Origin of the sequence: Stenotrophomonas sp. CASM114 (assembly GCF_049384325.1) — a bacterium.
Lineage (GTDB): Bacteria > Pseudomonadota > Gammaproteobacteria > Xanthomonadales > Xanthomonadaceae > Stenotrophomonas > Stenotrophomonas muris.
This window is the reverse complement of sequence record NZ_JBMRGJ010000002.1, coordinates 115,088-140,824: the sequence shown is the minus strand read 5'-3', so window position 1 is coordinate 140,824 and position 25,737 is coordinate 115,088. Positions and strand designations below refer to the sequence as shown.

The 25,737-nt window shown below is 66.8% G+C and carries 21 protein-coding genes; 8 read left to right on the top strand and 13 right to left on the bottom strand.

All coding sequences use genetic code 11. The annotated features are described in order from the left end of the window. Positions 1 to 97 precede the first annotated feature (97 nt). The 4 genes from VG566_RS03165 (at position 98) to lpxH (ending at position 5,713) form a co-directional block, all read left to right on the top strand. The gene (locus tag VG566_RS03165; protein ID WP_241884062.1) at positions 98 to 3,037 is read left to right on the top strand and encodes a TonB-dependent receptor domain-containing protein; all 2,940 of its coding nucleotides are present in this window, start codon (positions 98 to 100) and stop codon (positions 3,035 to 3,037) included. A 170-nt stretch (positions 3,038 to 3,207) separates the two neighbouring features. Beyond that, the gene (locus VG566_RS03160; RefSeq protein ID WP_241884061.1) at positions 3,208 to 4,353 is read left to right on the top strand and encodes a glycosyltransferase family 4 protein; all 1,146 of its coding nucleotides are present in this window, start codon (positions 3,208 to 3,210) and stop codon (positions 4,351 to 4,353) included. Continuing rightward, a complete protein-coding gene (locus VG566_RS03155) occupies positions 4,334 to 4,873 on the top strand; it encodes a phosphatase PAP2 family protein (protein ID WP_032955935.1) in 540 nt (179 codons plus the stop codon). Before VG566_RS03160 ends, VG566_RS03155 begins: the two co-directional genes overlap by 20 nt. A gap of 93 nt (positions 4,874 to 4,966) precedes the next feature. Then, positions 4,967 to 5,713, top strand: coding sequence for a UDP-2,3-diacylglucosamine diphosphatase (lpxH, locus tag VG566_RS03150; protein ID WP_241884060.1), 747 nt, complete (start codon positions 4,967 to 4,969; stop codon positions 5,711 to 5,713). 89 nt (positions 5,714 to 5,802) lie between these two features. On the opposite strand, the gene VG566_RS03145 is transcribed toward lpxH, so the two are convergent. After that, a complete protein-coding gene (locus tag VG566_RS03145; RefSeq protein WP_014646083.1) occupies positions 5,803 to 7,056 on the bottom strand; it encodes a M12 family metallo-peptidase in 1,254 nt (417 codons plus the stop codon). 225 nt (positions 7,057 to 7,281) lie between these two features. Between VG566_RS03145 and VG566_RS03140 the strand changes: the two genes are divergently transcribed. Beyond that, complete coding sequence (locus tag VG566_RS03140; RefSeq protein ID WP_241884059.1) at positions 7,282 to 8,739, top strand: DUF2235 domain-containing protein; 1,458 nt, start codon at positions 7,282 to 7,284, stop codon at positions 8,737 to 8,739. Between the two features lie 67 nt (positions 8,740 to 8,806). Here the strand turns inward: VG566_RS03140 and VG566_RS03135 are convergent, their stop codons facing one another. The 7 genes from VG566_RS03135 to VG566_RS03105 all read right to left on the bottom strand — a co-directional run bounded on the left by VG566_RS03135 (position 8,807) and on the right by VG566_RS03105 (position 17,396). After that, positions 8,807 to 9,631 carry a ferritin-like domain-containing protein gene (locus VG566_RS03135; RefSeq protein ID WP_241884058.1) on the bottom strand — a complete coding sequence of 275 codons (825 nt, stop codon included), beginning with the start codon at positions 9,629 to 9,631 and terminating at the stop codon, positions 8,807 to 8,809. Between the two features lie 9 nt (positions 9,632 to 9,640). After that, the gene (purF, locus tag VG566_RS03130) at positions 9,641 to 11,107 is read right to left on the bottom strand and encodes an amidophosphoribosyltransferase (RefSeq protein WP_005408246.1); all 1,467 of its coding nucleotides are present in this window, start codon (positions 11,105 to 11,107) and stop codon (positions 9,641 to 9,643) included. A gap of 30 nt (positions 11,108 to 11,137) precedes the next feature. Then, positions 11,138 to 11,917: a CvpA family protein gene (locus tag VG566_RS03125; RefSeq protein WP_014036126.1), complete on the bottom strand. Its 780-nt coding sequence runs from the start codon at positions 11,915 to 11,917 to the stop codon at positions 11,138 to 11,140. A gap of 46 nt (positions 11,918 to 11,963) precedes the next feature. Beyond that, a complete protein-coding gene (locus VG566_RS03120; RefSeq protein WP_197557505.1) occupies positions 11,964 to 12,992 on the bottom strand; it encodes an SPOR domain-containing protein in 1,029 nt (342 codons plus the stop codon). An 80-nt stretch (positions 12,993 to 13,072) separates the two neighbouring features. Further along, a complete protein-coding gene (gene folC, locus VG566_RS03115) occupies positions 13,073 to 14,344 on the bottom strand; it encodes a bifunctional tetrahydrofolate synthase/dihydrofolate synthase (protein ID WP_241884057.1) in 1,272 nt (423 codons plus the stop codon). A 41-nt stretch (positions 14,345 to 14,385) separates the two neighbouring features. Further along, positions 14,386 to 15,030 (bottom strand): histidine phosphatase family protein, encoded by a 645-nt coding sequence (locus tag VG566_RS03110; RefSeq protein ID WP_049440278.1) that lies wholly within the window; start codon positions 15,028 to 15,030, stop codon positions 14,386 to 14,388. 200 nt (positions 15,031 to 15,230) lie between these two features. Next, positions 15,231 to 17,396, bottom strand: coding sequence for a S46 family peptidase (locus VG566_RS03105; RefSeq protein WP_046429104.1), 2,166 nt, complete (start codon positions 17,394 to 17,396; stop codon positions 15,231 to 15,233). A gap of 478 nt (positions 17,397 to 17,874) precedes the next feature. Here VG566_RS03105 and tdh point away from each other — a divergent pair, with 478 nt between their 5' ends. After that, positions 17,875 to 18,897, top strand: a complete 1,023-nt coding sequence (gene tdh, locus VG566_RS03100) for an L-threonine 3-dehydrogenase (RefSeq protein ID WP_032955954.1) — start codon at positions 17,875 to 17,877, stop codon at positions 18,895 to 18,897. 132 nt (positions 18,898 to 19,029) lie between these two features. On the opposite strand, the gene VG566_RS03095 is transcribed toward tdh, so the two are convergent. Then, the gene (locus VG566_RS03095; protein ID WP_005412357.1) at positions 19,030 to 19,725 is read right to left on the bottom strand and encodes a TorF family putative porin; all 696 of its coding nucleotides are present in this window, start codon (positions 19,723 to 19,725) and stop codon (positions 19,030 to 19,032) included. Positions 19,726 to 19,923: 198 nt separating this feature from the next. Between VG566_RS03095 and kbl the strand changes: the two genes are divergently transcribed. Beyond that, a complete protein-coding gene (gene kbl, locus VG566_RS03090) occupies positions 19,924 to 21,132 on the top strand; it encodes a glycine C-acetyltransferase (RefSeq protein WP_197557503.1) in 1,209 nt (402 codons plus the stop codon). A gap of 84 nt (positions 21,133 to 21,216) precedes the next feature. On the opposite strand, the gene VG566_RS03085 is transcribed toward kbl, so the two are convergent. From VG566_RS03085 to VG566_RS03070, 4 genes are all read right to left on the bottom strand, one after another. Continuing rightward, on the bottom strand, positions 21,217 to 21,552 hold the full coding sequence (locus VG566_RS03085) for a hypothetical protein (RefSeq protein WP_005415439.1): 336 nt from the start codon (positions 21,550 to 21,552) through the stop codon (positions 21,217 to 21,219). An 85-nt stretch (positions 21,553 to 21,637) separates the two neighbouring features. Beyond that, positions 21,638 to 22,444 carry a pseudouridine synthase gene (locus VG566_RS03080; RefSeq protein ID WP_277877622.1) on the bottom strand — a complete coding sequence of 269 codons (807 nt, stop codon included), beginning with the start codon at positions 22,442 to 22,444 and terminating at the stop codon, positions 21,638 to 21,640. Positions 22,445 to 22,464: 20 nt separating this feature from the next. Beyond that, positions 22,465 to 22,971: a hypothetical protein gene (locus VG566_RS03075; protein WP_014646073.1), complete on the bottom strand. Its 507-nt coding sequence runs from the start codon at positions 22,969 to 22,971 to the stop codon at positions 22,465 to 22,467. A gap of 218 nt (positions 22,972 to 23,189) precedes the next feature. After that, positions 23,190 to 24,281, bottom strand: a complete 1,092-nt coding sequence (locus VG566_RS03070) for an OmpA family protein (RefSeq protein ID WP_014646072.1) — start codon at positions 24,279 to 24,281, stop codon at positions 23,190 to 23,192. Positions 24,282 to 24,638: 357 nt separating this feature from the next. Here VG566_RS03070 and VG566_RS03065 point away from each other — a divergent pair, with 357 nt between their 5' ends. Then, a complete protein-coding gene (locus VG566_RS03065; RefSeq protein WP_032955885.1) occupies positions 24,639 to 25,658 on the top strand; it encodes a zinc-binding alcohol dehydrogenase family protein in 1,020 nt (339 codons plus the stop codon). The last annotated feature ends 79 nt before the right edge of the window (positions 25,659 to 25,737 follow it).

Genomic DNA, 25,737 nt, shown 5'->3' with positions numbered 1-25,737 from the left:
AGACTACTATCGGGTCACCGGCTCGGTCATCAACCCAGCTGGCTCCTTCGACGCCCACTTTGGCGTCTTGTGCACGACCTGAGAGAGAGAGCTCGCCATGACTTCACGCACCACCGCACTGGGGCAGGCCATCCGCTATGCCCTGGCTACCACCGCAACGTTGGCCGCCCTGCCCGCGTTTGCCCAGGACGGCAGCAGCGCCACTCCCACCAACCTCGACCGCATCGAGATCACCGGCTCGCGCATCCGCCAAGTGGACGTGGAAACCGCCCAGCCGGTGTTCGCGATCACCCGTACGGCCATCGAGCAGCAGGGCTTCAGCTCGGTCGCCGACATCCTGCAGAACGTCACTGCGATGGGCAGCCCGGCGATCAGCCGCGCCAACGCGCTGACCGCCGGTGAGAACGCGGGTGGTTCGTATATCGACATGCGCAACCTGGGCACCCAGCGCACGCTGGTGCTGATCAACGGCAAGCGCCTGGGCATCAGCACCTCCGGTTACCAGGACATCTCCACGATTCCGGTCTCGGCGGTGGAGCGCATCGAAGTGCTGAAGGACGGCGCGTCGGCCATCTACGGTTCCGATGCCATGTCCGGCGTGGTGAACATCATCACCCGTTCCAATGTCACCGGTGTGACCGCCAACGTCTACCACGGCCAGTTCAGCCAGGGCGACGGCGCGCGTGACCGCTTCGACGTGGTGGCGGGCTGGAGCAATGACCGCATCTCGCTGACCGTCGCGGCCGAACATGCCGAAGAGAAGGCGGTGTGGGCCAAGGACCGTGGCTTCAGCGCCTACGGCCTGACCGACCGCCATGCCGACAACCTGACCAACTGGACCACCATCAGCCAGTGGGGCCAGTTCACCGGCCTGAAGGGTCGCCCGGGCTGCACCACTGCCAGCGGCTGCAACTACTCGCTCAACCGCGGTGCTGACCCGACCAACCCGGCCAACTACCACATCACCGATCCGTCGGCGTTCACCGGCGACGTCAGCAACGCCAACGAGCAGATGCACCTGAACTTCCCGCTCAAGCGCGATTCGGTGTACTTCGACGGCCGCTTCAAGATCACCGACAACGTCAACTTCCGCACCGAGCTGGGCTACAACAAGCGCAAGGCCGTGCGCCAGATTGCCGGCTACCCGCTGCAGTCCAGCACCGCTGGCGTGGGCTCGATGTCGATCGACAGCTACTTCAACCCGTTCGGCCGCCAGCACGGCTACGCCACCCCGACCGCCGTGGCCTGGAACCGCCGCACCTGGGAAGTGCCGCGCGTGACCACCAGCGAGCTGAAGACCTACCGCGCAGTGGCGTCGTTCGACGGTTCGTTCGAGATCGGCAGCCGCTACTTCGATTGGGAAGCGGGCTACCAGTACAACCGCAACGAGCTGGAAACCATCGCCACCGGCAACCTGCACAAGGCGCGCGTCGCCGGCGGCGTCGGCCCGTCGTTCTACAATGCGGCCACCGGCAAGGTCCAGTGCGGCACCGCTGCCGCGCCGATCTCCTATGACGTGTGCAAGCCGTGGAACCCGCTGGTGCCGTACGGCACGATCGATCCGAACGGCATCGATGGCAACGCCGACCTGCAGGCCTGGCTGTTCCCACCGGAAGTCACCACCGGCAAGACCACCAGCAAGAACTTCTTCGCCAACATCGCCGGTTCCATCGTGACCCTGCCGGCCGGCGACCTGGGCTTCGCGTTCGGTGTGGAAAGCCGCAAGGAGACCGGTGAGTACCGTCCGGATCCGCTGGCGCAGGCCGGCGCCACCACCAACCTGGCCGCAGGCCCGACCGGTGGCGGCTACAAGGTCAACGAGGCGTACCTGGAAATCAACGTGCCGGTGCTGGCGGACCTGCCGGGTGCCAAGGAACTGACCTTCAACGGCGCCACCCGCTTCTCGGACTACGACACCTTCGGCAACACGCTCAACAGCAAGTTCGGCTTCAAGTGGAAGCCGTTCGACCAGCTGCTGGTCCGTGGTACCTGGGCTGAAGGCTTCCGCGCCCCGACCATCAGCGATCTGTACGGTGGCGGCTCGCAGACCTTCGCCCAGTTCAGCGATCCGTGCGACGTGCAGTTCGGCTCCTCGCGCACCAGCGCCGAGGTGCGTGCCCGCTGCGCCCGTGACATTGCCAACGCCGCGACGTTCCGCCAGTTGCGCCAGGGCAACCAGCCGGTCGCCACCTCGGTCGACGCGACGCCGGTGCCGTTCGTGTCCGGCTCCAACCCGGACCTGACCCCGGAAACCTCGACCAGCAAGACGCTGGGCCTGGTCTGGAGTCCGAGCTTCATCAAGAACTTCAACGCCTCGCTGGACTGGTGGAAGATCCGCATCGACAACACCATCGTTGCCGACAGCCCGACCCAGATCCTGATCGACTGCTACGAGCAGGGCATCGACGCACGTTGCCAGCGCTTCACCCGTGACAAGTCGACCGGCCCGACCGCCGGCATCGTCGATACCCTGCAGTTCGGCAGCCGCAATGCCGGCTTCATGGAAACCGAAGGCTACGACCTGGACCTGAACTACCGCCTGGATACCAGCGTCGGCAAGTTCAACGCCGGCTGGGCCACCACCTATGTCAGCAAGAGCGAGTTCCGCTCGACCAACGACAGCACGGTGGTGCCGACCGTCTCCAACGGCATCGGCAGCAACTTCCGCGTCCGTTCGAACCTGGTGCTGGGCTGGGACCTGGGCAACTTCGGCGTCAGCTGGACCGCGCGTTACTACTCCGGCGTGAAGGAGCAGTGCGTGGACATCCGTGCCTATCCGGACGAGTGCTCCGATCCGGGCGTGTACGCCCCGTGGTACAAGGGTGCCCGCAACTACAACGAGCGTGGTTCGGTCACCTTCCACGACGTGCAGTTCCGCTACTCGCTGCCGTGGGATGCCACCGTCTCGGTCGGTGCCAACAACGTGTTCGAGAAGACCGGCCCGATCATGTACACCAAGCCGAACTCGGCCTTCTCGTACTACGGTGGCTACGATATCGGCCGCTTCATCTACATGAAGTACCAGCAGCGCTTCTGATCCATCGCGCTGTGACGGAAGCATGACGACCACGGCCCTTCGGGGCCGTGGTTTTTTTGTGGGCGCCGGCCTTCATGCGGTGGCTGGCGCCGCCGTCATCTGATGGTCGCAAAGCGGTCATTTCGGCTACATCGCCAGGCCCGAGCATGCCGGAAACCCGGAGGCCCGCCATGCGCTATGCTATCGTCACCGAGACCTATCCACCGGAAGTGAACGGCGTCGCCCTCACCGTGCAGGGGCTGGAACAAGGTCTGCGCGCAGCCGGGCACGAGATCGACCTGGTCCGCCCCCGCCAGTCCAGCGAAGCGCTGGATTCGGCACCCGGCACCTTGCTGGTTCCCGGCGCCGCCCTGCCCCGCTACCCCGGCCTGCGTTTCGGACTGCCGGCACCGATCCTGCTGGGCCGCCATTGGCAGAAACAACGCCCGGATGCGGTCTACATCGCCACCGAAGGTCCGCTCGGCTGGTCGGCACTGCGCACTGCGCGCCGCCTCGGCATTCCGGTCGCCAGCGGCTTCCACACCCGCTTCGACGAGTACCTGCCCGACTACGGCGTGGCGTGGCTGCAGGCCGCAGCCATGCGCTGGATGCGCCGTTTCCACAACCAGGCCGATGCCACCCTGGTGCCGACCCGCGAGCTGCAGCAGTTCCTCGGCGAACAGGGCTTCGAGCGCGTGCGCCTGCTGGCCCGCGCGGTGGACAGCCAGCAGTTCGATCCGGGACGGCGCGATCCCGCGCTGCGCGAGGAATGGGGCGTGGATGGCAACGGCCTGGTGGCGATCTATGTCGGCCGCATCGCTGCTGAAAAGAACCTCGGCCTGGCAGTGAAGGCATTCCGCCGGCTGCAGCAGATCCGGCCCAAGGCACGCTTCGTGTGGGTCGGTGATGGCCCAGCCCGCGAGAAGCTGGCACATGAAAACCCCGACTTCATCTTCTGTGGCATCCAGCGCGGCGATGCGCTGGCCCGGCACTTCGCCAGCGGCGATCTGTTCCTGTTCCCCAGCCGCAGCGAGACGTTCGGCAACGTGACCCTGGAAAGCATGGCCAGCGGTGTGGCCACCGTGGCCTTCGACTACGGCGCCGCGCGCGAGTACCTGCGCAATGGCGAGAACGGCGCAGCCGTGGACAGCGACGATCAGTTCATCGATGCCGCCGTGCGACTGGCCGCCGATGACGCGCAGCGCCGCGAACTGGGCGGCAATGCCGCACGCGCGATGAAGCGCCTGCATCCACAACAGGTGGTGGCCGAGTTCGATGCACTGCTGGCCGAACTGGCACAGTCGCGGAGGAACGGCCATGCGCACTACGCCGCTTGAGCTGCTGGCCGGGCGCGAAGCACGCTGGTGCCGGCGCGCAAACCACTACTGCCGGCGGCGCCGCGTGCGTCGCCTGTTCGCGGTCATCAGCCGGCTCGGCGATGGCGTGTTCTGGTACGTGCTGATGGCCGCGCTGGTGGTGCTGGACGGCTTCGACGGCCTGCGCGCCTCGGTGCACATGGCCGCCACGGGCCTGGCCGCGCTGCTGCTGTACAAGGTCCTCAAGCGCTGGACCCGGCGCCCGCGGCCCTACGCGGCCGACCTGCGCATCCGCGCCTGGGTGGCGCCGCTGGACGAGTTCAGTTTCCCCTCCGGACACACCCTGCATGCGGTGTCGTTCACCATCGTGGCACTGGCCTACTACCCGTGGCTGGCGCCGCTGCTGGTGCCGTTCACCTGTGGCGTTGCACTGTCGCGGGTGGTCCTGGGCCTGCACTATCCTTCCGATGTGCTGGCAGCCACCGCCATCGCCATCGTGCTGGCTTCGGCCAGCCTGACCTGGCTGCCGCTGCCGGTATAGCCCCGGGGTCAGATCCTTTTCCTTCGGAAAAGAGATCTGACCCCCACAATACCGGCGGCGCTACCGTCATCATTGATGGCCTAGAATGCGGGCATGACCACGCTGTTCATTTCCGACCTGCACCTGGACCCCAGCCGTCCGGAGATCACCGACCTGTTCCTGCGCTTCCTGCGCGAGCAGGCGCCCGGCGCCGATGCGCTGTACATCCTCGGCGACCTGTTCGAGGCCTGGATCGGCGACGACACGCCCTCGCCCGCCGCCGACACGGTGGCCGATGCGTTGAAGGTGCTGTCCGACAGCGGCGTGCCGGTGTACTTCATCCGCGGCAACCGCGACTTCCTGCTCGGTGAGGACTACGCGCGTCGTGCCGGCCTGCGCATCCTGCCCGACCCGTGCATGATCGAACTGTACGGCCGCGCGGTGCTGCTGCAGCACGGTGACCTGCTGTGCACCGATGACATTCCCTACCAGCAGTTCCGTGCACAGACGCGCGACCCGGTATTCCAGGCGCAGTTCCTGTCGCAGCCGCTGGCCGCACGCATCGCGTTCGCGCAGAAGGCGCGCGAAGCCAGCCAGGCGCGCCAGTCCGAGATGAAGCAGGACGATCGTGCGCAGTTCGAGTCGGTGACCGACGTGGCCCCGGCCGAAGTCGATGCCACCTTCGTGCGCCATGGCGTGGACATCATGATCCATGGCCATACCCATCGGCCGGCGATCCACACGCTGCAGGCCGGTGGTCGCGAGCGCACCCGCATCGTGCTGGGTGACTGGTACGAACAGGGTTCGGTGCTGCGCGTGGATGCCAGCGGCTGGACGCTGGATACGCTGGCGCGCGAATAACGGATCGCAAGGTGCCAACCAAGGTTGGCATCTACCAGAGCAGGTGCATGCGCCCGGGTAGACGCCGGCCTTGGTCGGCGCCTGGACAGTCAGCGGAAGGCTGCGATGGTGGCCTTGGTGTTGACCAGCACGCGCTGGTTGTCGGCGGTGCTGGCGTTGCCCATCGGGATGCCGTTGTAGCTGATGTTGGGGTTGGACCAGTAGTTCAGGCGCGGGCAGCTGCGGGTGCAGTTGTAGGCCATGATCGTGCGCCAGCCGGTGCCGGTGGCCGGCTCGTAGCGGTAGCCGTGGCCATAGGCATAGGGCGAGGTGCTCGAGTCGGTGGCGATGTCATGCCGCGCACTCTGCAGATGGCCGATCTCGTGCGCGAACGAGTAATAGCCGGTCGCGCAATCCCAGTACACGGCCGCGAACGCGGTCGACGCCGTCGAGCCGATGCCCGAGGCCAGGCCGCAGTAGGCGGTGTTGTTGATCAGCAGCACGCCCACATCAGCCGTGTAGGTATTCCGGCTGGTGTGGATGCTGTCCATGTAGCCATCGCTGGTGCCACGGAAACGCGCCAGGTCGGTATCGAAGCTGCCCGATTCGGTGTAACTGGTGGTTTCGTAGCGGGCCAGTTCCATGGTGATGCCGACGTTGCTGTTGACATAGCCCTGGTTCGATTCGGCCACGGCCAGCTGCACCAGTGACTGCATGTTGCCGCCATAGGCGGCGACGGCGGCATTGGTCGCCACCACCAGCACGCGGATGGTGGCCGGCGTGCCGGACGACGCCTGCGCGATGCCGAGGCGATCGTTGTTGCCCATCGGGATCTTCGGCAGCTGGTTGTAATCGGCCGGATGGTCGGCCGGCATCCGCGACTCGTCCACTTCCACAAGCACGTGGCGGTTGCCCAGCGGGCGCAGGCGGTACAGCTTTCCATCCTTGCGGATCGAGCCGGTGATGGTATCGCCCGAGCGCACCAGGATCAGCGAATTGCCGGGGTCGTCCTGGCCGTTGGAGGTGGCCGCGGTCAGCTTGTCCGAGGGCGAACGGAACTGGCCATACCAGATGCTGCCGCCATCGGGCAGCGCTTCAACCTTGCTGCGCACGGCCTGCACGCGCTGGCCGAGCAGTTCGAATTCCAGCTGCGGCTGTGCAGTCGCGGCTGCATCAACGCGCACTTCCTGTACCGTAGCGGTGGACGGAGTGGCCAGCAGCTTGCCCAGCGCGGGCTCACTGTTTGCCGATGCGCGGCTGATGACCGTCACCGGCTCGAACAACGGTGCCGCATGCGCGGCCGCCGCCACCGACAAACCCAACACCAGGCCACCTGCCGCTTTGCCAATCGATCTGGACAACATTGCGTCGCTCCTTGAATGATGTGAACAGCGTTGATGCAGCACGACCCGGTTTGCCGGGTTTGGCCATATGGCCTGCGCGGCTCGTGTGAATTCAATAGGCGAGTGGAATGAAAGTCAGGATTTGTGATCCACCGCATCTGCGTTCAGTCAGGTCAAAAGCGTCACTACACTTCGCCAACACACCACTTTCGCGCTACCGTGACGCAGCCACGACGGGGAATGCACATGGCACCATCGCAGGGCACGGACGAAGATGTCGGCTTGCTGCGGATCGGCCTGTTCTTCGATGGCACCCGCAACAACGCGCACAACCTCGCGCGTGGTCGACCACAGCAGCCGCGACCGCGCCCGGCGCAGCTGCGTGCGGATGATGATTCGACCTACCAGAGCCGGCTGACCAGCAGCTACGACAACGGCCTGACCAACATCGCACGCCTGCAGCAGCTGTACCCGGACAGCCGCCGCGATGCGATGGCCACGCCTTCGCTGTCGATCTACGTGGAAGGTGTCGGTACCCGCGATGACGCCGACGACGACCTGATAGGACTGGCGTTCGGTATCGGCGCCAGCGGCGTCCGCGCAAAGGTGCAGCGCGCGCTGCAGGTGGTGCTCCCAGCTGCGCTTGCAGAACTGTCCACGCGTTGGCGGCAACCGCTGCGTCGCGTGCAGCTGGATCTGTTCGGGTTCTCTCGAGGCGCTGCCGCCGCACGTGATATCGCCAACCAGCTGCAGGGCTGGGATACCACGCGTTGGCGGCAACTGCTGCAATCGTCCGGCCTGGTCTGTACGTCGGACTTCGCCCCTGCCCTTCCGGTGCTGCGATTCATCGGCCTGTTCGATACCGTGGCTGCGGTCAGCGGTGGCCGCGCCGACGAACAACCGCAGCTTGCCCTGTCCAGTGGCATCGCTGCACGCGTAGTGCAGTTGACCGCGCGCGACGAGCATCGCCAGCACTATCCGCTGACCACGGTGGCACCGCCGTTCACCGAGATCGCTTTGCCCGGCGTGCACGCCAACATCGGCGGAGGCTACAACCAGCTGGAGGAAGGCCCCAAGCTGCTCAGCCGCCCACGTCGCCAGCAGCTGCGCCGCCCCGCCGTTGCCGACTACCAGATTCCCCCGCTGGCGATGCTGCAGGCCACCACGGCCTACGCTGAAACGCAGGCCGATGCCGAACGCTGGCGGCAGCAGCTGGGCGTGGACGAAAAGGAAGTGTGGGTGGATGTCTGGCACCAGTGGCAGCAGCAGCGCCGCGCCGGCAGCCGCAGCGTGCTGCTGTCACCGGTGCTGTACGTGACTGCCGCCGTGGTACTGCGGCGGCGCATCGACTGGCGCTACCAGTTGATCGCGCTGCAGGTGATGCAGCAGCATGCCATCGATGCCGGCGTGACCTGGCGCGCCAGCGCTGCCGAGATTCCCGGCTGGGAACTGCCGTCGGCCCTGCAACCGATCGCACGGCGGCTGGTGGCAGGGCAGGCGTTGACCCAGACCCAGGAGGCGCTGCTGCGCCGACGCTACCTGATGCAGTCGGCGCACTGGAATTTCGACGCGCTGGGCGACACCGCCCTGACCTATGCCGCCGATGCCGGCGTCAGCGAACTGCCCTACCGGCCCGGTCCCGGCCTGTTCTACATCAACCGGCCCACCGTGGATGGCAAGCGCGTGGTGCTGCCCAACGCATGAAAAAGGGGACGGAGGGGATTAAGTCGTTTGTGCCACAAACGACTTAATCCCCTCCGTCCCCTTTTGTTCAACCGGCCTGTTCGACCAGGTTGGCGAGCTCGTCGGCGTCGAAGCCGGCCAGCAGGCGCGCTTCGATGTTGAACGGCCCGTGCAGGTAGCCGCCGGCGTATTCCACCAGCAGCGCCTTGAAGCGCGCACGCGGCTCGACGCCGGCGCGATCGCAGTACCAGCGGTACCAGCGCGAACCGGCGGCAACGTGCGCCACTTCCTCGCGCAGGATCACTTCCAGTACGTCGGCGGTTTCACCATCACCGACATTGCGCAGCTTCTCGATCATGCCCGGTGTCACGTCCAGGCCGCGCGCTTCCAGCACGCGCGGTACCAGGGCCATGCGCGCCAGGCCGTCATGCGCGGTCTTTTCGCACATGTCCCACAGGCCGTTGTGCGCGGGGAAATCGGCGTAGTCGTGGCCATGCGCCTGCAGGCGCTCGCGCAGCAGCATGAAGTGCCGCGATTCGTCGTCGGCACAGCTGACCCAGTCGGCATGGAACGCTGGCGGCGGGCCGCGGAAGCGGTACACCGCATCCCAGGCCAGGTCGATCGCGTTGAGTTCGATGTGGGCGATGGCGTGGATGAAGGCGGCGCGTCCTTCCACGCCGCCCAGCCCGCGCCGGGGCACTTCGCGCGGATGCACCAGCACCAGCCGTGCCGGCCGGCCAGGCATGCGGATCGGTTCCGGCGGCGGCGCATCGGCAGCCACCTTCAGGCGGCCGGCACGGAACGCGGCGGCATACGCCTGGGTCAACGCGACCTTGCGCAGCGGGTCGGCTTCGGCCAGGCACTGCTGCGCTGCGCGCAGCAGGTCGCCACCAACGTCGGGTACATCGACCACGCCTGGACCTCAGGCGCGGCGCTTGTGCTTGGCGTCGTCCGAACGCAGCTGCTGGATGCGCTCGAAGTAGCCCGGCTCGATACCCGTCGGGTAGTGGCCGTTGAAGCAGGACGAATCGAAGTTGCGCAGCGCCGGGTTGCCCTCGCTCACCGCCGCTTCCATGTCTTCCAGGTCCTGGTAGATCAGCCAGTCGCAGCCCAGGTGGGCCTCGATCTCTTCCACGGTGCGGTTGTGCGCGACCAGCTCTTCGGCCGCCGGCATGTCGATGCCGTAGATGTTCGGGTAGCGCACCGGCGGTGCCGCGCTGGCCAGGTAGACCTTGCGCGCGCCCGCATCACGGGCCATCTGCACGATCTGCTGGCTGGTGGTGCCACGCACGATCGAGTCGTCCACCAGCAGCACCACGCGGTTGCGGAACTCCAGGTGGATCGGGTTGAGCTTGCGGCGCACCGACTTCACGCGTTCGCCCTGGCCCGGCATGATGAAGGTGCGGCCGATGTAGCGGTTCTTGATGAAGCCTTCGCGGTACTTCACCCCGAGCACGTTGGAGATCTCCAGCGCGGCATCACGCGAGGTATCCGGGATCGGGATGATGGTGTCGATATCGTGGTCCGGGCGCAGGCGCAGGATCTTCTCGCCCAGCTTGATGCCCATGCGCATGCGCGCCTTGTGCACCGAGACGTTGTCGATCATCGAGTCCGGACGCGCGAAGTACACGTACTCGAAGATGCACGGGGTGTGCTCGGCCGGCTCGGCGCAGATTTCCGAGAACAGCTCGCCGCGGGCGGTGATCACCAGGGCTTCGCCCGGCTGCACATCGCGCACGCGCTGGAAGCCCAGCACGTCCAGCGCAGCCGACTCGGAGGCCACGATGTACTCGTCGCCCTCGGCATGGCTGCGCTTGCCCAGCACCAGCGGACGGATGCCGTGCGGGTCGCGGAAGGCCACCAGGCCCAGGCCCAGCACCACGCTGACCACCGCATAGCCGCCCTTGCAGCGGCGGTGCACGCCAGCCACCGCGCGGATCGCGGCTTCCGGGCTCAGCTGGCGCTGCTGTTCCAGCTCATAGGCGAACACGTTCAACAGCACTTCGCTGTCCGAATCGGTGTTGACGTTGCGGCGGTCCTGCTCGAACACCTGCTGGCGCAGCGCCTCGGTGTTGATCAGGTTGCCGTTGTGGGCCAGCGCGATGCCGTACGGCGAGTTGACGTAGAACGGCTGCGCCTCGTCCATGCCTTCCGAGCCGGCCGTCGGGTAGCGCACATGGGCGATGCCGACGCTGCCTTCCAGGGTGGACATGGTGCGTGCATCGAACACATCGCGGACCAGGCCGGTGGCCTTCTGCACCCGCAGGCGGCTGCCATTGGCCGTGGCGATGCCCGCCGCATCCTGGCCGCGATGCTGGAGAACGGTCAAGCCGTCATACAACTGCCCGGCGACGTTCTGGTTGCCGACGATTCCGACGATGCCACACATGGTGCGAAGTCTCCGCTGGGCTGTGCCCAGTTACAAGGAAGGTGGCCGTACCTGGCCGCGGTGGTCGCCGCGCCTGCGGTCGACATTGGCCGGATCGCCCGGCTCGATACTGTCTGGCAGTGCTGGGGCGTCCGGGCGCACTTCGGCCGGATCGTATGCGTCGCCCTGTTCCGCTTTCGCGGGCCGCAGCCATCCGCTGCCCGCCACTACCTGGTTGAGGATGCCATTATCGCCTGCCGCGCCCGGCTTTCCCAGATCGGCGCCTGCGCTCTTCCCCAGCTCCATCAATGCAGATGGGGACAGCATGTCGGTCGGCAAGGTCTTGGGCAGCAGATCGGCGCCGGGCACCTGCCAGTGCGGCAGCTTCCCGTTCATCCAGGCCACGGCCGGGTTCAGCACCGGGCGGACCGCCGAGCGCTTCCAGGAGGGTTCGGCGGTCAGCGGGGTGAAGCCGGCCAGCAGCACCAGGATCGCCGCGATCAGGCCGCCACGCACGGCGCCCAGCACGCCGCCCAGCAACCGGTCCAGGCTGGTCAGCATGCTGCGATGGATCATCGCCTTGATGACCATGCCGATCACCGCGACCACGATCATCACGCCAATGCCCACGCCCAGGTAGCCGCCAACGAAATGCTCGCCGCCGGGTGCGGCCGGGGCCGCCCACCAGCGTGCCGCATCGTTGCCGAAGGCGAAGGCCGCCCACGCGGCCAGCAGCCACGACAGCGTGCCGATGACGATTCCAACAAAGCCACGCAGCATCCCGAGCAGGGTCGAGGCGGCGATCACGATCAGCAGCACCACGTCGATCATGGCGCCCCGCTCCTTCGGCGGCGCTGGCAACGGGCCTGCGCGTGGATCATGGGTGCGGTCGGACCATGCCGGCCACGCCGACCTTGGCGGCGACCTGCGCCTTCAGCTGCTCGGCGTCAGCGCGGTTGGCCACCGGTCCGACGCGGACGCGATGCAGCGTGCCCTTTTCAGTGCGTACCTGCTCGACGAAAGCACTGAAGCCGGCGGCGCGGACCTTGTCGCGCAGCGCGTTGGCATCGTTGGCCTGGCCGAACGCGCCCAACTGCACGGCGAAGCCGACGCCACTGGCTGCCGGTGCTGTCGGCGTGGCAGGCGCCGGCTTGTTGGCGGCGGCCTCCGGCTTCGGCTCGGGCTTGGCGTCCGGCTTCGGAGCCTCGGGCTTCGGTGCCGGCTTGGGCGGCTCTGGTTTGGTGGTCGCCGTCGGCGTGCTTGGCGGCAGGCTTTCGCTGCGCACCGGGTTGCTGGTGGCCGACGGCGTGGTGGCCGCGGCCGGGGTGCTGGTGGTCGGCGCCGGCGTGGTGGCAACCGCCGCACTGCTGCCTGCCGCCGCATCCAGGGTGATGACTTCTGCCTTCACATCGGCGCGGATCTTGACCGCCTGCAGGCGCGCGGCTTCGGCCTGGGCACGGTCGGCATACGGCCCGACACGCACACGCCACGCCTGGCGCCCGCTGATGGTGGTGGTTTCGGCGAAGCCTGGCAGCTGCGAGCGCTGCAGGTAGGCGATCACCGCATCGGCGTCGGCCTTGCTGCCGTAGGCGCCAAACGTGACGGCGAAGTTGCCGGCGGCAACCGCCGGAGACGTGTCCACGGTCGGCGGCGTAGCCGGCGCGGCCGTCTCCTGCAGCGGCTTGGCCTGCCCGGTCTGCAGGCCGGTGGCTCCACCGGCCGGAGCAACCAGCGGCAGCTCACGGGTTTCGAACTGGCCATCGGCCGGTGCGTCCGGCGCGGCGATCGGCACCGAGGCCACACCGCTGTCCGGCGCCGGTCCCTTGACCAGCATCGGCAGGAAAATCACGGCCAGCGCCACCAGCACGATGGCACCAATCAGACGCTGTTTCAGAGGCGTATCCACGTGAGGCGGCAACTGTCCGGAGGTTGCGGTCGATTATACGGGTGCCGGACCGGACGGCGTCGGCGTTGGCTGAACGCGGATCAGGCGGCGCCCTGCAACCATTGCAGCGCGGCAGCGGCGGTATGGAAGGAGCCGAACACCAGTACGCGGTCACCGCGCCCGGCCTGGGCCAGTACCTGTGCCAGCGCCTGCTCGACAGTATCAGCGCGCTGGGCCTTGGCCGCCGCCGTACCGGCCAGGCGGGCCTGCAACTGGGCAGCACTCTGCCCGCGCGGGCCGTCCAGTCCGGCCAGGGTCCACTCGCCGACCACGTCCTGCAGCGCCTGCACAACGCCCGCCGCGTCCTTGTCCTGCAGCGCGGCGTACACCGCCAGGGTGCGCCCGGCCGACGCTTCGGCCTTCAGCGCGCGCGCCAGCTGGCCCGCCGCCTGCGGGTTGTGCCCGACATCGACACGGACCTGCACGCCGTCACGCTCGAACGCCTGCAGGCGGCCAGAGATGCGCGCCGCCGCGACACCAGCAGCCCACGCCGCACGCGGCACCGGCTTGTCCAGCGCGCGCAGCGCAGCGATGGCGGCACCCGCGTTGGCCAGCTGGATCGGGCCGGCCATCGCCGGGGTCGGCAGTTCCATGCGCAGGCCGACATCGCGCCAGCGCCAGCGCTGGGCATCGATTGGTTCGTAGAAATAATCGCTGCCGCCGCGGATCGCGTTGGCGCCGACCAGGTAGGCACGTGCGAGCACGCTCGACGGCGGGTCGGTCTCGCCCAGGATCACCGGCTTCCAGCCACGGATGATGCCGGCCTTCTCGGTGCCGATCGCTTCGCGGTCCCCGCCCAGCCATTCGGCATGGTCGATGTCCACGGTGGTGATCACCGCCACGTCAGCGTCGACGATGTTGACCGCATCCAGGCGACCGCCCAGGCCCACTTCCAGCACCGCCAGGTCCAGCCCGGCGTCGGCGAACAGCTGCAGCGCGGCCAGCGTGCCGTACTCGAAATAGGTCAGCGTGATATCGCCACGCGCGGCCTCGATGGTGTTGAAGGCGGCGACCAGCGCCGCATCCTCCACATCGTGGCCGTCGATGCGCACGCGCTCGTTGTAGCGCAGCAGGTGCGGCGAGGTGTACGCGCCGACCTTCCAGCCGGCAGCACGCGCGATGGCTTCGATGAAGGCCACGGTGGAGCCCTTGCCGTTGGTGCCACCGACCACGATGGTGCGCTGGGCCGGCGCCCCCAGGCCCATCGCCGTGGCCACGGCGCGCACGCGCTCCAGGCCCATGTCGATGGTCGCCGGGTGCTGGCGTTCAATGTAGTCCAGCCAGTCGGCCAGGGTGGTCGGGGTGTTCGTCACGGCAGCGGTTCCAGCAGAAGCAGTTGATGCGAGGGGATGGATCAGAGTGCGCGGTGCTTGGCTTCGCCAAAGAACGGCGTGTGGTGGGCACAGTCGTTCAGGCGCACCACTTCCAGGCTGTCCAGGTCGGCGCCTTCGAGCAGGTTGAGCGTGGTCGGCGCCTGGCGGAAGGTCCACAGGCGGGAGATCGGCAGGCCCAGCACCCTGCACAGGATCACGCGGTTGACCGCGTCATGGGCGACCACCAGCAGGGTGTCGTGCTCGCCGAGGCCTTCGGTGGCGCGGGCCAGGCCCCGCCAACTGCGCTCCAGCACCAGGCGCAGCGATTCACCGCCGGGCATCAGCACGGTGTCCGGCTCCTCGCGCCACGCCTTCAGGCGCGACGGGTCCTTTTCGTTGATTTCGCTGGCCAGCAGGCCTTCCCACTCGCCGTGGGCGATTTCCTGCAGCTCCGGCTCGGTCAGCAACATGTCGGCACGGGCGGCACCGAGTGCCAGCTGCGCGGTGCGCTGCGCGCGCGACAGCGGCGAGGCGACGGCACGGGTGATGTCCACCGAGGCCAGGCGGGCGCCCAGGGCCTGGGCCTGGGCTTCACCGATCGGCGAAAGCGGGATGTCGATCTGGCCCTGGTAGCGGCCTTCGGCGTTCCACGGCGTTTCGCCGTGGCGGGCAAGCAGGATGCGCATGCGTGCAAGGGGTCCTGGGGGGAGGAGGTTTCCGCGTTTCGTTCACATCCTGTGAAGTACGCGGAACAGGGATGATACCCGTTCGGCGCACCGGGCCGTGCCGGGCATGAAAAAACCCCGCGACGTGGATCGCGGGGTTTTGGAAACTCCGGCTATCTGGTCGGGGTTGCCGGCCAGCGGCCGGCACTACCGCAACGGGTTTATTTCGCCAGGTTCAGTTCCTTCAGCAGCGCCGGCGCCGGCGCCACTTCCTGCATGATCCACTGCATGTAGCGGCTGTCGACCGCGATCATGCGGGTCATCACCGGGTCGAACACCCAGTTGGAGCTGACCGATTCCCAGTTGCCGTCGAAGGCCAGGCCGACCAGCTTGCCGTTGGCGTCCAGCACCGGCGAACCCGAGTTGCCACCGGTGATGTCCAGGTTGGACAGGAAGTTCACCGGCACCGAGCCCACGCGCTTGTCTTCCAGGCCGCCGTAGCGCTTGGCCTTGACCGCGTCGAGCAGGGCCTTGGGCGCATCGAACGGATCGACGCCGGTGTCCTTGGCGACGATGCCCTCCAGCGTGGTGAACGGGGTGTAGGCCACGCCGTCCCTGGGCTCATAGCCCATCACGTTGCCGAAAGTGATGCGCAGCGACAGGTTGGCATCCGGGTACACGAACTCGCCCTGGCTCTTCTTGTAGTCAGCCAGTGCCTGCAGGTACAGCGGACGTGCGGTCAGCGACTCGCCTTCGCGGATCTTCTTCTGCTCTTCCTGCTTCAGCAGCGACGGCATGATCGCCACCGCGTACTGGATGGCCGGATCGGTGCTGGCTTCGAACGCGGCGCGGTCGGCCTTGAACCACTTCAGGCGTGCATCCAGGCTGCCCAGCTCAGTGCCCGACAGCTTGCTCACCAGTGCCTTGACCGCGCTGGCATCGCTGCCGCCCAGCCAGGTGTTCAGCACGTCGTTGTTGCGCTGCGCGGCCGGCAGGGCGACGTACTGGTCCAGCCAGTAGGTCTGCAGCTGCTGGTCCATCTTCGCCACATAGCGGCGATCCATCTGCTTCAGGCCGCCTTCCAGGGTCGGCAGGTCGCGCTGCTGGTAGCCGACCTCGCGCTCGGCGTCCGGCTTGGTGCGCTCGATCGACAGGCGGTACAGGCCGATGGCGGCGTTGACCGCCGAGGTGTTGTTGAACTGGCCGACGAACAGATCGCGCTCGCGGGTCGCCTTGCTGGTATCCAGGTGCTTGACCAGCTGCGCGTGCGCTGCCAAGGCCGGCTTGCCGGCGGCGCCCTGCTTCTTCAGCCAGGCCAGCACGGCGGCTTCTTCAGCCTGCTTCTGGCCAGCAGCGTCGATGCGCTTGAAGCCTTCCAGCTGGCCGGCGTAGTTCTTGGCCACGTTGTTCATGCTGGCCGCGGTGGCGGCGTACTTCACCTTGACGTCGGCGTCGGCCTTGCCCGCCTCATCGATCATCTTCAACACTGCGTTGTAGTGCCTGGCGATGGTCGGGTAGGTCCAGCTGGCGGTTTCGTTGAACTCACCGGCCAGCGCGTAGCGGTTGGTGCGGCCCGGATAGCCTGCCACCATCACGAAGTCACCGGCGCCCAGCGGCTGGTCGGTGAACTTCAGGAAGTGCTTGGGCTGGTACGGCACGTTGTCGGCCGAGAATGCGGCCGGCTTGCCGTCCTTGCCGACGTAGGCGCGGTAGAACGAGAAGTCGCCGGTGTGGCGCGGCCACATCCAGTTGTCGACGTCGCCGCCGTACTTGCCGACGCTGCCCGGGGGCGCGTAGACCAGGCGCACGTCCTTGATTTCCATGTTGCGGAACAGTCGGTAGGTGTTGCCGCCGGAGAAGGTGTACAGGCGGCAGCGGAAGCCGTCCTCGGCTTCACACGCGGCGACCTGGGCCTTGTCGAAGGCGTCCAGCGCACGGCTGCGGGCCAGCGGGTCGTTGCCGGCGGCGGCAATGGCGGCCTTGGCCTGGGCGGTGACGTCGGTGATCTGGTCGAGCACGTAGACGCGGGCGTTCGGGCCGGCGCTCAGTTCATCGCTGTGCTTCGGCGCGTTGAAGCCGTCCTTGATCAGGTTCTTCTCGGCGGTCGAATTCAGCTGGATCGCACCGTAGGCGCAGTGGTGGTTGGTGACCACCAGGCCCTGCGGCGACACGAAGCTGGCGGTGCAGCCGCCGAGGGCGACGACCGCGCCCATCGGGTCGCCGGTGAGGTTGGACAGCTGCTCCGGGGACAGCTTCAGGCCGGCCTTCTGCAACGGACCGGCGATTTCCGGCAGCTGCTGCGGCACCCACATGCCTTCAGCGGCATGGGCGACCTGGGCCAGCCCGAGGCTGGCGACGATGGAGAATGCAAGCAGGTTCGAGCGCATGGAGCAGCCCCTGGTAGTGGAACCCTCGATTGTAGCCCGCCGCCCTGCCCCGGCCCGAACCCCGGAAGTCATGGGCCTACTTCTTGCTCTGCCATGCGCACATCGGCCGCGCACATGGAATCGTCCAGAGGGGGCGTGGTCACCCTGGCCGGGACCGTTGGCGCCATGGGCCGGGCGCATGCGACTGGCGGGTTGGGCAGGACGCCCAACCCCGGTCTTGCCGTGTGCGCAGGATAGCGCGCACGAGCAAGGCGCCGTCGAGCACCATGGATGGGCTTTTGCGTGTCCCGGCCAGGGTGACCGCGCGCCCTCCCCAGGAATCAAGGAGGCGCTGCTGTTTGCAGCACGTTCGAAACGCCCGTCGGCGCACGCCTTTCGTTCCGCCATTGCACCCGCAGCGCAACATGGGAAATCCGCGCGGCACCCTATAATCCGCGCTTTCCCCCTGATGAGTTCCACCCCGATGGCGCAGCAAACGATGAAGGCCCTGGTCAAGCGCGAAGCGGCCAAGGGCATCTGGCTGGAAGAAGTTCCGGTTCCGACCCCGGGCCCGAACGAGGTCCTGATCAAGCTGGAAAAGACCGCGATCTGCGGCACCGACCTGCACATCTACCTGTGGGACGAGTGGAGCCAGCGCACCATCAAGCCGGGCCTGACCATCGGCCATGAGTTCGTCGGCCGCATTGCCGCGCTCGGCTCGGCGGTGACCGGCTATGAGATCGGCCAGCGCGTCTCGGCCGAAGGTCACATCGTCTGTGGCCATTGCCGCAACTGCCGTGGCGGCCGCCCGCACCTGTGCCCGAACACCGTCGGCATCGGCGTCAACGTCAACGGCGCCTTCGCCGAATACATGGTGATGCCGGCCAGCAACCTGTGGCCGATTCCGGACCAGATCCCGTCGGAACTGGCCGCGTTCTTCGACCCGTACGGCAATGCCGCACACTGCGCGCTGGAATTCGACGTGATCGGCGAAGACGTGCTGATCACCGGCGCCGGTCCGATCGGCATCATCGCCGCCGGCATCTGCAAGCACATCGGTGCGCGCAACGTGGTGGTGACCGACGTCAACGACTTCCGCCTGAAGCTGGCCGCCGACATGGGCGCCACCCGCGTGGTCAACGTCGCCAACCAGTCGCTGAAGGACGTGATGAAGGAGCTGCACATGGAGGGCTTCGACGTGGGCCTGGAAATGAGCGGCAACCCGCGCGCGTTCAACGACATGCTCGACTGCATGTACCACGGCGGCAAGATCGCCATGCTCGGCATCATGCCCAAGGGCGCCGGCTGCGACTGGGACAAGATCATCTTCAAGGGCCTGACCGTGCAGGGCATCTACGGCCGCAAGATGTACGAGACCTGGTACAAGATGACCCAGCTGGTGCTGTCCGGCTTCCCGCTCGGCAAGGTGATGACCCACCAGCTGCCGATCGACGAGTTCCAGAAGGGCTTCGACCTGATGGAAGAAGGCAAGGCCGGCAAGGTTGTTTTGAGCTGGAATTGACCCTTCGCCGTGCGCGATGGGTGGGTGCCGAGCTTGCTCGGCACACCTTGAAATTGAAAAAGGCGCCCGATGGGCGCCTTTTTCTTTGGTGTTGCCGGCCAGCGGCCGGCACTACCCGTAACGCCTTCGGCGTTACTTGCCGACGGCGACGCTCAGCATCACCCGGCTGTGGGCCAGCTTGCCGGAATTGTCACGGCCGTTGCCGTCGGTGCCGTAGTAGCCCAGGCCGACGTTGAACAGGCCGAACTGGCGCGCGACGCCGACGTTCCAGTCGGTGTAGTCCTTGGCGATGCCGTCCTCGAAGGTGCTGCGACCGACGTTGGCATTCAGGGTGAAGTCCTTCGGCAGGCCCCAGCTGCCGCCCAGGCCGAAGTACCAGCCATCGGTGCTGCTGTTCCAGACATCGTTGGTGTAGGCCACCGTCAGCTTGTAGGTGTCATCCAGCGTGGTGGTGGTGATCAGCTCGTTGTAGTTCTGGTGGCTGGACTTCAGGTAGGTGTAGCGGTTCAGCAGCACGTCGAAGTTGACGCGCTCGGTGACGTCCACGCCGTAGCCGATCAGGTAGTCGACCTCGGTCTTCGGGTCACCCGCACCAAAATCCACGCCCGAGCCCCACACGCCTGCGTACAGGCCAACCGGGCTGGTGTAGGTGAAACCGGCCTGCAGGGTCGGATCCTCGTCGGTCTGCGACACACCACGGAACAGGTAATCGGAAACAGCGGTGACGTTCCAGCTGTACGGCGATTCGTTTTCCTGGGCGCTGGCGGCGAACGGGGCGGCCAGGGTCAGGGCAGCGGCAATGGCGAGGCAGGCACGGGCGTGCTTCATGGGCGTCTCCGAGGGTGGCGGGGGCGGGAAGGGGGAGCGGGCAACCGGCGCCAGACAGGCGCAGTTCACGAATTTTTAACCCGTTTGCTATTGCGATGCAACATGTGCCACCCGTGGCGGTGCCCTGCCCGGCCCGGTCGAAGGCCGTCGTAGCCCGGTAGAATCAACGGTTTCCCCGTTCAGAGCCGTGCCCACGCCATGACCGACGCCTCCTCCGCCCTGACCCGCCACTACGCCGAGGAACTGGACGCCATCCGCGCCCAGGGCCTGTTCAAGTCCGAGCGGATCATCACCAGCCCGCAGTCGGCCGAGATCACCCTCGAGGATGGCCGCAAGGTGCTGAACTTCTGTGCCAACAACTACCTGGGCCTGGCCGACCATCCGGACCTGATCCAGGCCGCCAAGGATGCGCTGGATACCCACGGCTTCGGCATGGCCTCGGTGCGCTTCATCTGCGGTACCCAAGACCTGCACAAGCAGCTGGAGAAGCAGATCGCCGACTTCTTCGGCAAGCAGGACACCATTCTGTACGCGGCCTGTTTCGACGCCAACGGCGGCCTGTTCGAACCGCTGCTCGGTGAGAACGACGCGATCATTTCCGATGCACTGAACCACGCCTCGATCATCGACGGCGTGCGCCTGTGCAAGGCCAAGCGCTTCCGCTACGCCAACTGCGACATGGCCGACCTGGAAGCCCAGCTGCAGGCCGCCGATGCCGCCGGCTGCAAGACCAAGCTGATCACCACCGACGGCGTGTTCTCGATGGACGGCTTCATTGCCCCGCTGGACGAGATCACCGCGCTGGCGAAGAAGTACAACGCGCTGGTGCACATCGACGAATGCCACGCCACCGGCTTCCTCGGTGCCACCGGCCGCGGCTCTGCCGAAGTGAAGGGCGTGCTGGAGAAGATCGACATCATCACCGGCACCCTGGGCAAGGCCATGGGCGGCGCACTGGGCGGCTTCACCTGCGCCAGCGCCGAGGTGATCGAGCTGCTGCGCCAGCGTTCGCGGCCGTACCTGTTCTCCAACTCGCTGCCGCCGCATGTGGTGGCCGCCGGCATCAAGGCGTTCGAGATGCTGGCCGCCGCTGACGACCTGCGCGACACCCTGGTGGAGAACACCCGCTACTTCCGCGAAAAGATGGTCGCCGCCGGTTTCGACGTGAAGCCGGGCGTGCACCCGATCAGCCCGGTGATGCTGTACGACGCGCCGCTGGCGCAGAAGTTCGCCGAGCGCCTGCTGGAAGAAGGCATCTACGCGATCGGCTTCTTCTTCCCGGTGGTGCCCAAGGGCCAGGCGCGCATCCGCACCCAGATCAGCGCTGCGCACAGCCGCGAGCACCTGGACCGCGCGATCGATGCGTTCACCCGCATTGGCGTCGAGCTGGGCGTGATCAAGAGTTGATCCCAGCGGTCAAAGCGTGCCGACCAAGGTCGGCACCTACCAGAGCTTGAGGGCGTGCCGACCGAGGTCGGCACCTTCCCGGCATCACTTCTTTTTCTTCTTGCCCTTCGGCTCTTCCTTGCTGGCCACCACTACCGGCTTGGCGGCGGCGTCCTGGCCGTTGCCCTTGGCAACGCGGATGCCGTTGGCCTTCATCCAGGCATCGAACTCATCGGCGGTCATCTTCTTGTCGCCGTTGCTCATCAGGAAGCGGTAACTGCCGCGACCATCCAGCTCCGGGGTCTTCACTTCCACCACCGGGGTCTCGGCAGGCGTTTCCGCCTTGGCCACCTTCTTGTGGCCGCCACAGGCGGCCAGCAGCACCATCGGCAGCAGCAGGCCTGCGCAGCGCAGGGTTTGGTTGAGGGTCGGGTGGTACATGGGCAGGCTCCGTTCGGGAAATTCAGCAACCAGGCGCCCCCTACGCCTGGAACGGTGGCCGGCGACTGCCGGCCGCGGGCGATGATCAGCCCGGTGCAGCGGCCCCCAGCCGCTGCTGGTCGCTGACCTCCAGCACCCGCCATTGCCCCTTGCCGAGATCGCCGAGCAGCAGCCCACCGATCGCGACCCGGACCAGGCGCAGCACCTGCAGGTCGAAGGCCGCCAACAGGCGGCGGATATGGCGGTTGCGTCCCTCGTCGAGGACCACCTCCAGCCATGCGGTCTTGTCGCCACTGCGCAGTACGCGCACGGCCTGGGCGACGAGGAACTCGCCCTCGTCCTCGACACCGGCGCGCAGCGCGGCCAGGGTGTCCTCATTGGGAAGACGATCCACCTGCACGTGATAGGTCTTCTGCGGGCCGGTCTCCGGATCGGTCAGGCGCGCCGCCCACTGCGGATCGTTGCTGAACAACAACAGTCCTTCGCTGGCCTTGTCCAGGCGCCCGACCGGCGCGATCCACGGCAGGCCGGCACCATCGAAGCAGCGATACACCGTGTCGCGACCACGCTCGTCCTGCGCCGTGGTCACCACGCCGCGCGGCTTGTTGAGCACCAGGTACAGGCGCTGCGGCGCATCCATCGGCCGGCCATCGACTTCGATCGGCGGGTGCGGACTGGCAATCGGGAACTCGGGATCACGGATGATGCGGCCGGACACGCGCACGCGGCCCTCGGCAATCCAGCGCGCGGCCTCGCTGCGTGAGCACACGCCGGCCTTGGACAGCACGCGCGCCAGGCCATGGCGCACGCCATTGGAGACATCCGGAACCGCACGCCCACGCGGTGCGTGGGAGCGGGCAGCGGGGGCAGCAGGTGGGCGGCGCGTGCGCAAGCCTCTGCTCCCCGCCGCGCTTACTTCTTGTCGACCGGCTTGGTCTCAGCCGGTGCTTCGGCCGCAGCCGGAGTGGCGGCCGGAGCCGGACGCGCCTTGACCACACGCACGCCACGCGCCTTCATCCAGGCGTCGAACTCTTCGGCGGTCATGCGCTTGCCGTTCTGGCTCATGTCGAAGCGCCAGGGCGTGTTGTCGAATTCGGTCTGCGGCTTGTAGGCCGCCGGATCGTTCGGCTTCACCGCCGGTGCGCTCGGAATGGCCTTGGCGATGTTCTGGCACCCATCGATGCGCAGGCGCTGCAGCACCTGGTCCAGCGACTGCGACGGATCGTAGTTGCTGCTCAGCACGCCGGCCGGCATGCCCAGCTGGTTGCCACGGATGTAGAGCTCGTCGGCCACCGGCGCGATGGTCGTGGCCGGCAACGGCAGCGGCGAGGCGCTGGTGTTGACCGAGCAATCGACCGCAGCGTGGGCGGCGGGAACCAGGGCCAGCGCCAGGAAGGCGGCCGATGCAGAGCGCAGCATGAAGGGCATCCAGGAAAGGAAGTGACGCGGCGAGTTTAGCAATGCCGCGACAGCTTTCAAGCGCCACTTTCAATGAATACGGCAACTCATTGGTTTTATGGGCAAAATCCCGACGAACGGTTACTCCCGCGCCTGAAACGCCGGGTTCCGGACCGCAGAAACAACAAGACCCGGCCGAAGCCGGGTCCTGCTGTGTCCTACTGGCAGAGCGTCAGAACTTAGTTCTGGACGTTCAGCTCGGTACGACGGTTCTTGGCGCGACCTTCCGGGTTGTCCGAACCATCCGGGTTGGTGTTCGGAGCAATCGGACGGCTCTCGCCGTAGCCGATCGGGCCGACCAGGCGACCGGCGTCGACGCCGTTCTTGGTCAGGTAGTTGTACACGGCGGTGGCGCGACGCTCCGACAGCTTCTGGTTGTAAGCGTCGGTACCCTTCGAGTCGGTGTGACCGGCAACTTCAACGCGCAGATCCGGGTAACGCTTCAGGATCTCGGTGGCTTCGCTCAGGATCGCCACGGCGTCCGGACGCAGGTTCGACTTGTCGAAGTCGAAGTTGACGCCCTTCAGGTCGATGGAGACCGGAACCGGGCAACCGTCCGGACCGATGGTCTGACCCGGCTGCGAGTTCGGGCACTTGTCGTCGCAGTTGTTGACGCCGTCACCGTCGTCATCCAGGTCGGCGCAGCTCGGGGCAACCGGAGCCGGAGCCGGAGCAGCCGCGACCGGAGCCGGGCCCAGCGGGATCACGACGCCGACCGAAGCCAGCACGTCGCCGAACCAGCTCTCGTCCTTGGCGGCGATGCTCTGGTCGTCGAAGTCAGCGCGGTAGGCCACTTCGGCGCGGACAGCAACACGCTTCTCGAAGGTGGTCTGCAGGCCGACGCCCAGCTTGGCGGCAACGTTGCCGTCCTTACGCTGGCGCGGACCGTTGTTGTCGATTGCAGCGTACTCTTCTTCCGACTTCTGGTAGCCCAGGCCACCGACGATGTACGGGTTCCAGCCGCGGCCTTCCTTGATGAAGTGGCGACGCAGGTCCAGCGAGACGCCGTACTGCGACCAGTTCAGGTCCTGGTTGCTGTCGAAGTTCGGGTTCTGGTAGTTCAGTTCACCGTCCAGCGACCAGTTCGGGCTGATGAACTTACCCAGGCCCAGGGTCACGAACGGAGCGTCATTGGTCAGACGGTCGCTGTCCTGGAAGTTGAAGCCGGCCGAACCGGTCAGGTACCAGCGGTCATCGAACTCCTGCGCCGAAGCTGCCTGGGCGAAAGCCAGGCCGCCCAGCAGCGCGGCAGTAAGGATCTTCTTGTTCATTGAGTACAGCTCCTATTTCGGGGGTATGAAACCGGTAGAGGCATGGGCCAGCACTAGTGCGTCGATGTACGACAGCCGATTCAGCACGCCACCGCCGCGAACATTATGCTCAGGCGGGTGAAGGCCATGTTAACAGTCCCGTAACATGTGAAGTGTTGCGCCCGACCGTCGACCGGTCCGACGTTGAAACCCTATACAGGATGATGAAAATCCGCAAGACCCACACGCTGCAAGGGTTTGACGGGGTTTAAGCGCGAAAACCGACATACTGCGCAGCACATTGCATCGCACGGTTCAGCAGGTTTGCGGAAACGTGAGGAACCTTATGATGGGATCACGAACCCAGCCGGAGCCGTGATGAAAGCCGTCGCCCTGAGTCGTGAATACGCACCTGCCCTGCGTGATGTCCTGCTGCCGCCGCCGCTGCCTCCTCGCGGCCGCGATCTGCTGGTGCGGATCGAAGCGGTATCGGTCAACCCCGTCGATGGCAAGCAGCGGGCCGCTACCGATCCGGCCACCCTTGAGGTTCCCCGGGTGCTCGGCTGGGACGCCGCCGGTGTGGTCGAAGCCATCGGTGACGAGGCCAGCCTGTTCGCCTCTGGTGACGAGGTCTACTTCGCCGGTGACGTTACCCGGCCGGGCTGCAACGCCCAGTACCAGTGGGTGGACGAGCGCCTGGTCGCCCGCAAGCCGACCACGCTCGATTTCGCCGAAGCCGCCGCACTACCCCTGACCACGCTGACCGCCTGGGAGCTGTTGTTCCAGCGCATGCCGCTGCATCTGGATGATCGCCGCCATGGCGGCCAGCACCTGCTGGTGATCGGCGGTGCGGGAGGCGTGGGCTCGATGGCGATCCAGCTGGCCCGCCATGCCGGCTTCGAGGTGATCGCCACCGCCTCGCGCGAGGCCTCGATCGACTGGTGCCGGCAGATGGGGGCCACGCATGTGATCGACCATCGGCAGCCGCTGCAGCCCCAGCTGCAGGCACTGGGCATCGACGCAGTGCAGGTGGCGCTCAACCTGGCCGACACCGATCACTACTGGGACGAACTGGGCCAGCTGCTGGCACCACAGGGCCATGTCGGCCTGATCGTGGAGCCGCGTGGCGCACTGCGCATCGGCGATCCGTACAAGGCCAAATGCATCGGCATCCATTGGGAGTTCATGTTCGCGCGCTCGCGCTTCGCCACCGCCGACTGCATCGAACAGCATCGCATCCTCAGCCGCGCCGCCAGCATGATCGATGCCGGCCAGCTGCGTGGCACGCTCAGTGAAACGCTGGGCACGATCAATGCGGCCAACCTGGACATCGCGCATCAGCGCCTGGCCAGCGGGCACACGGTGGGCAAGCTGGCGCTGGTGGGCTGGGACGACTGACGCCGTGATGTAGGCCGAGCCCACGCCAGGCTGCTACGCCTGCCGCCACCAGCAGAGCACGGGCGCGGCCCTGCACAAC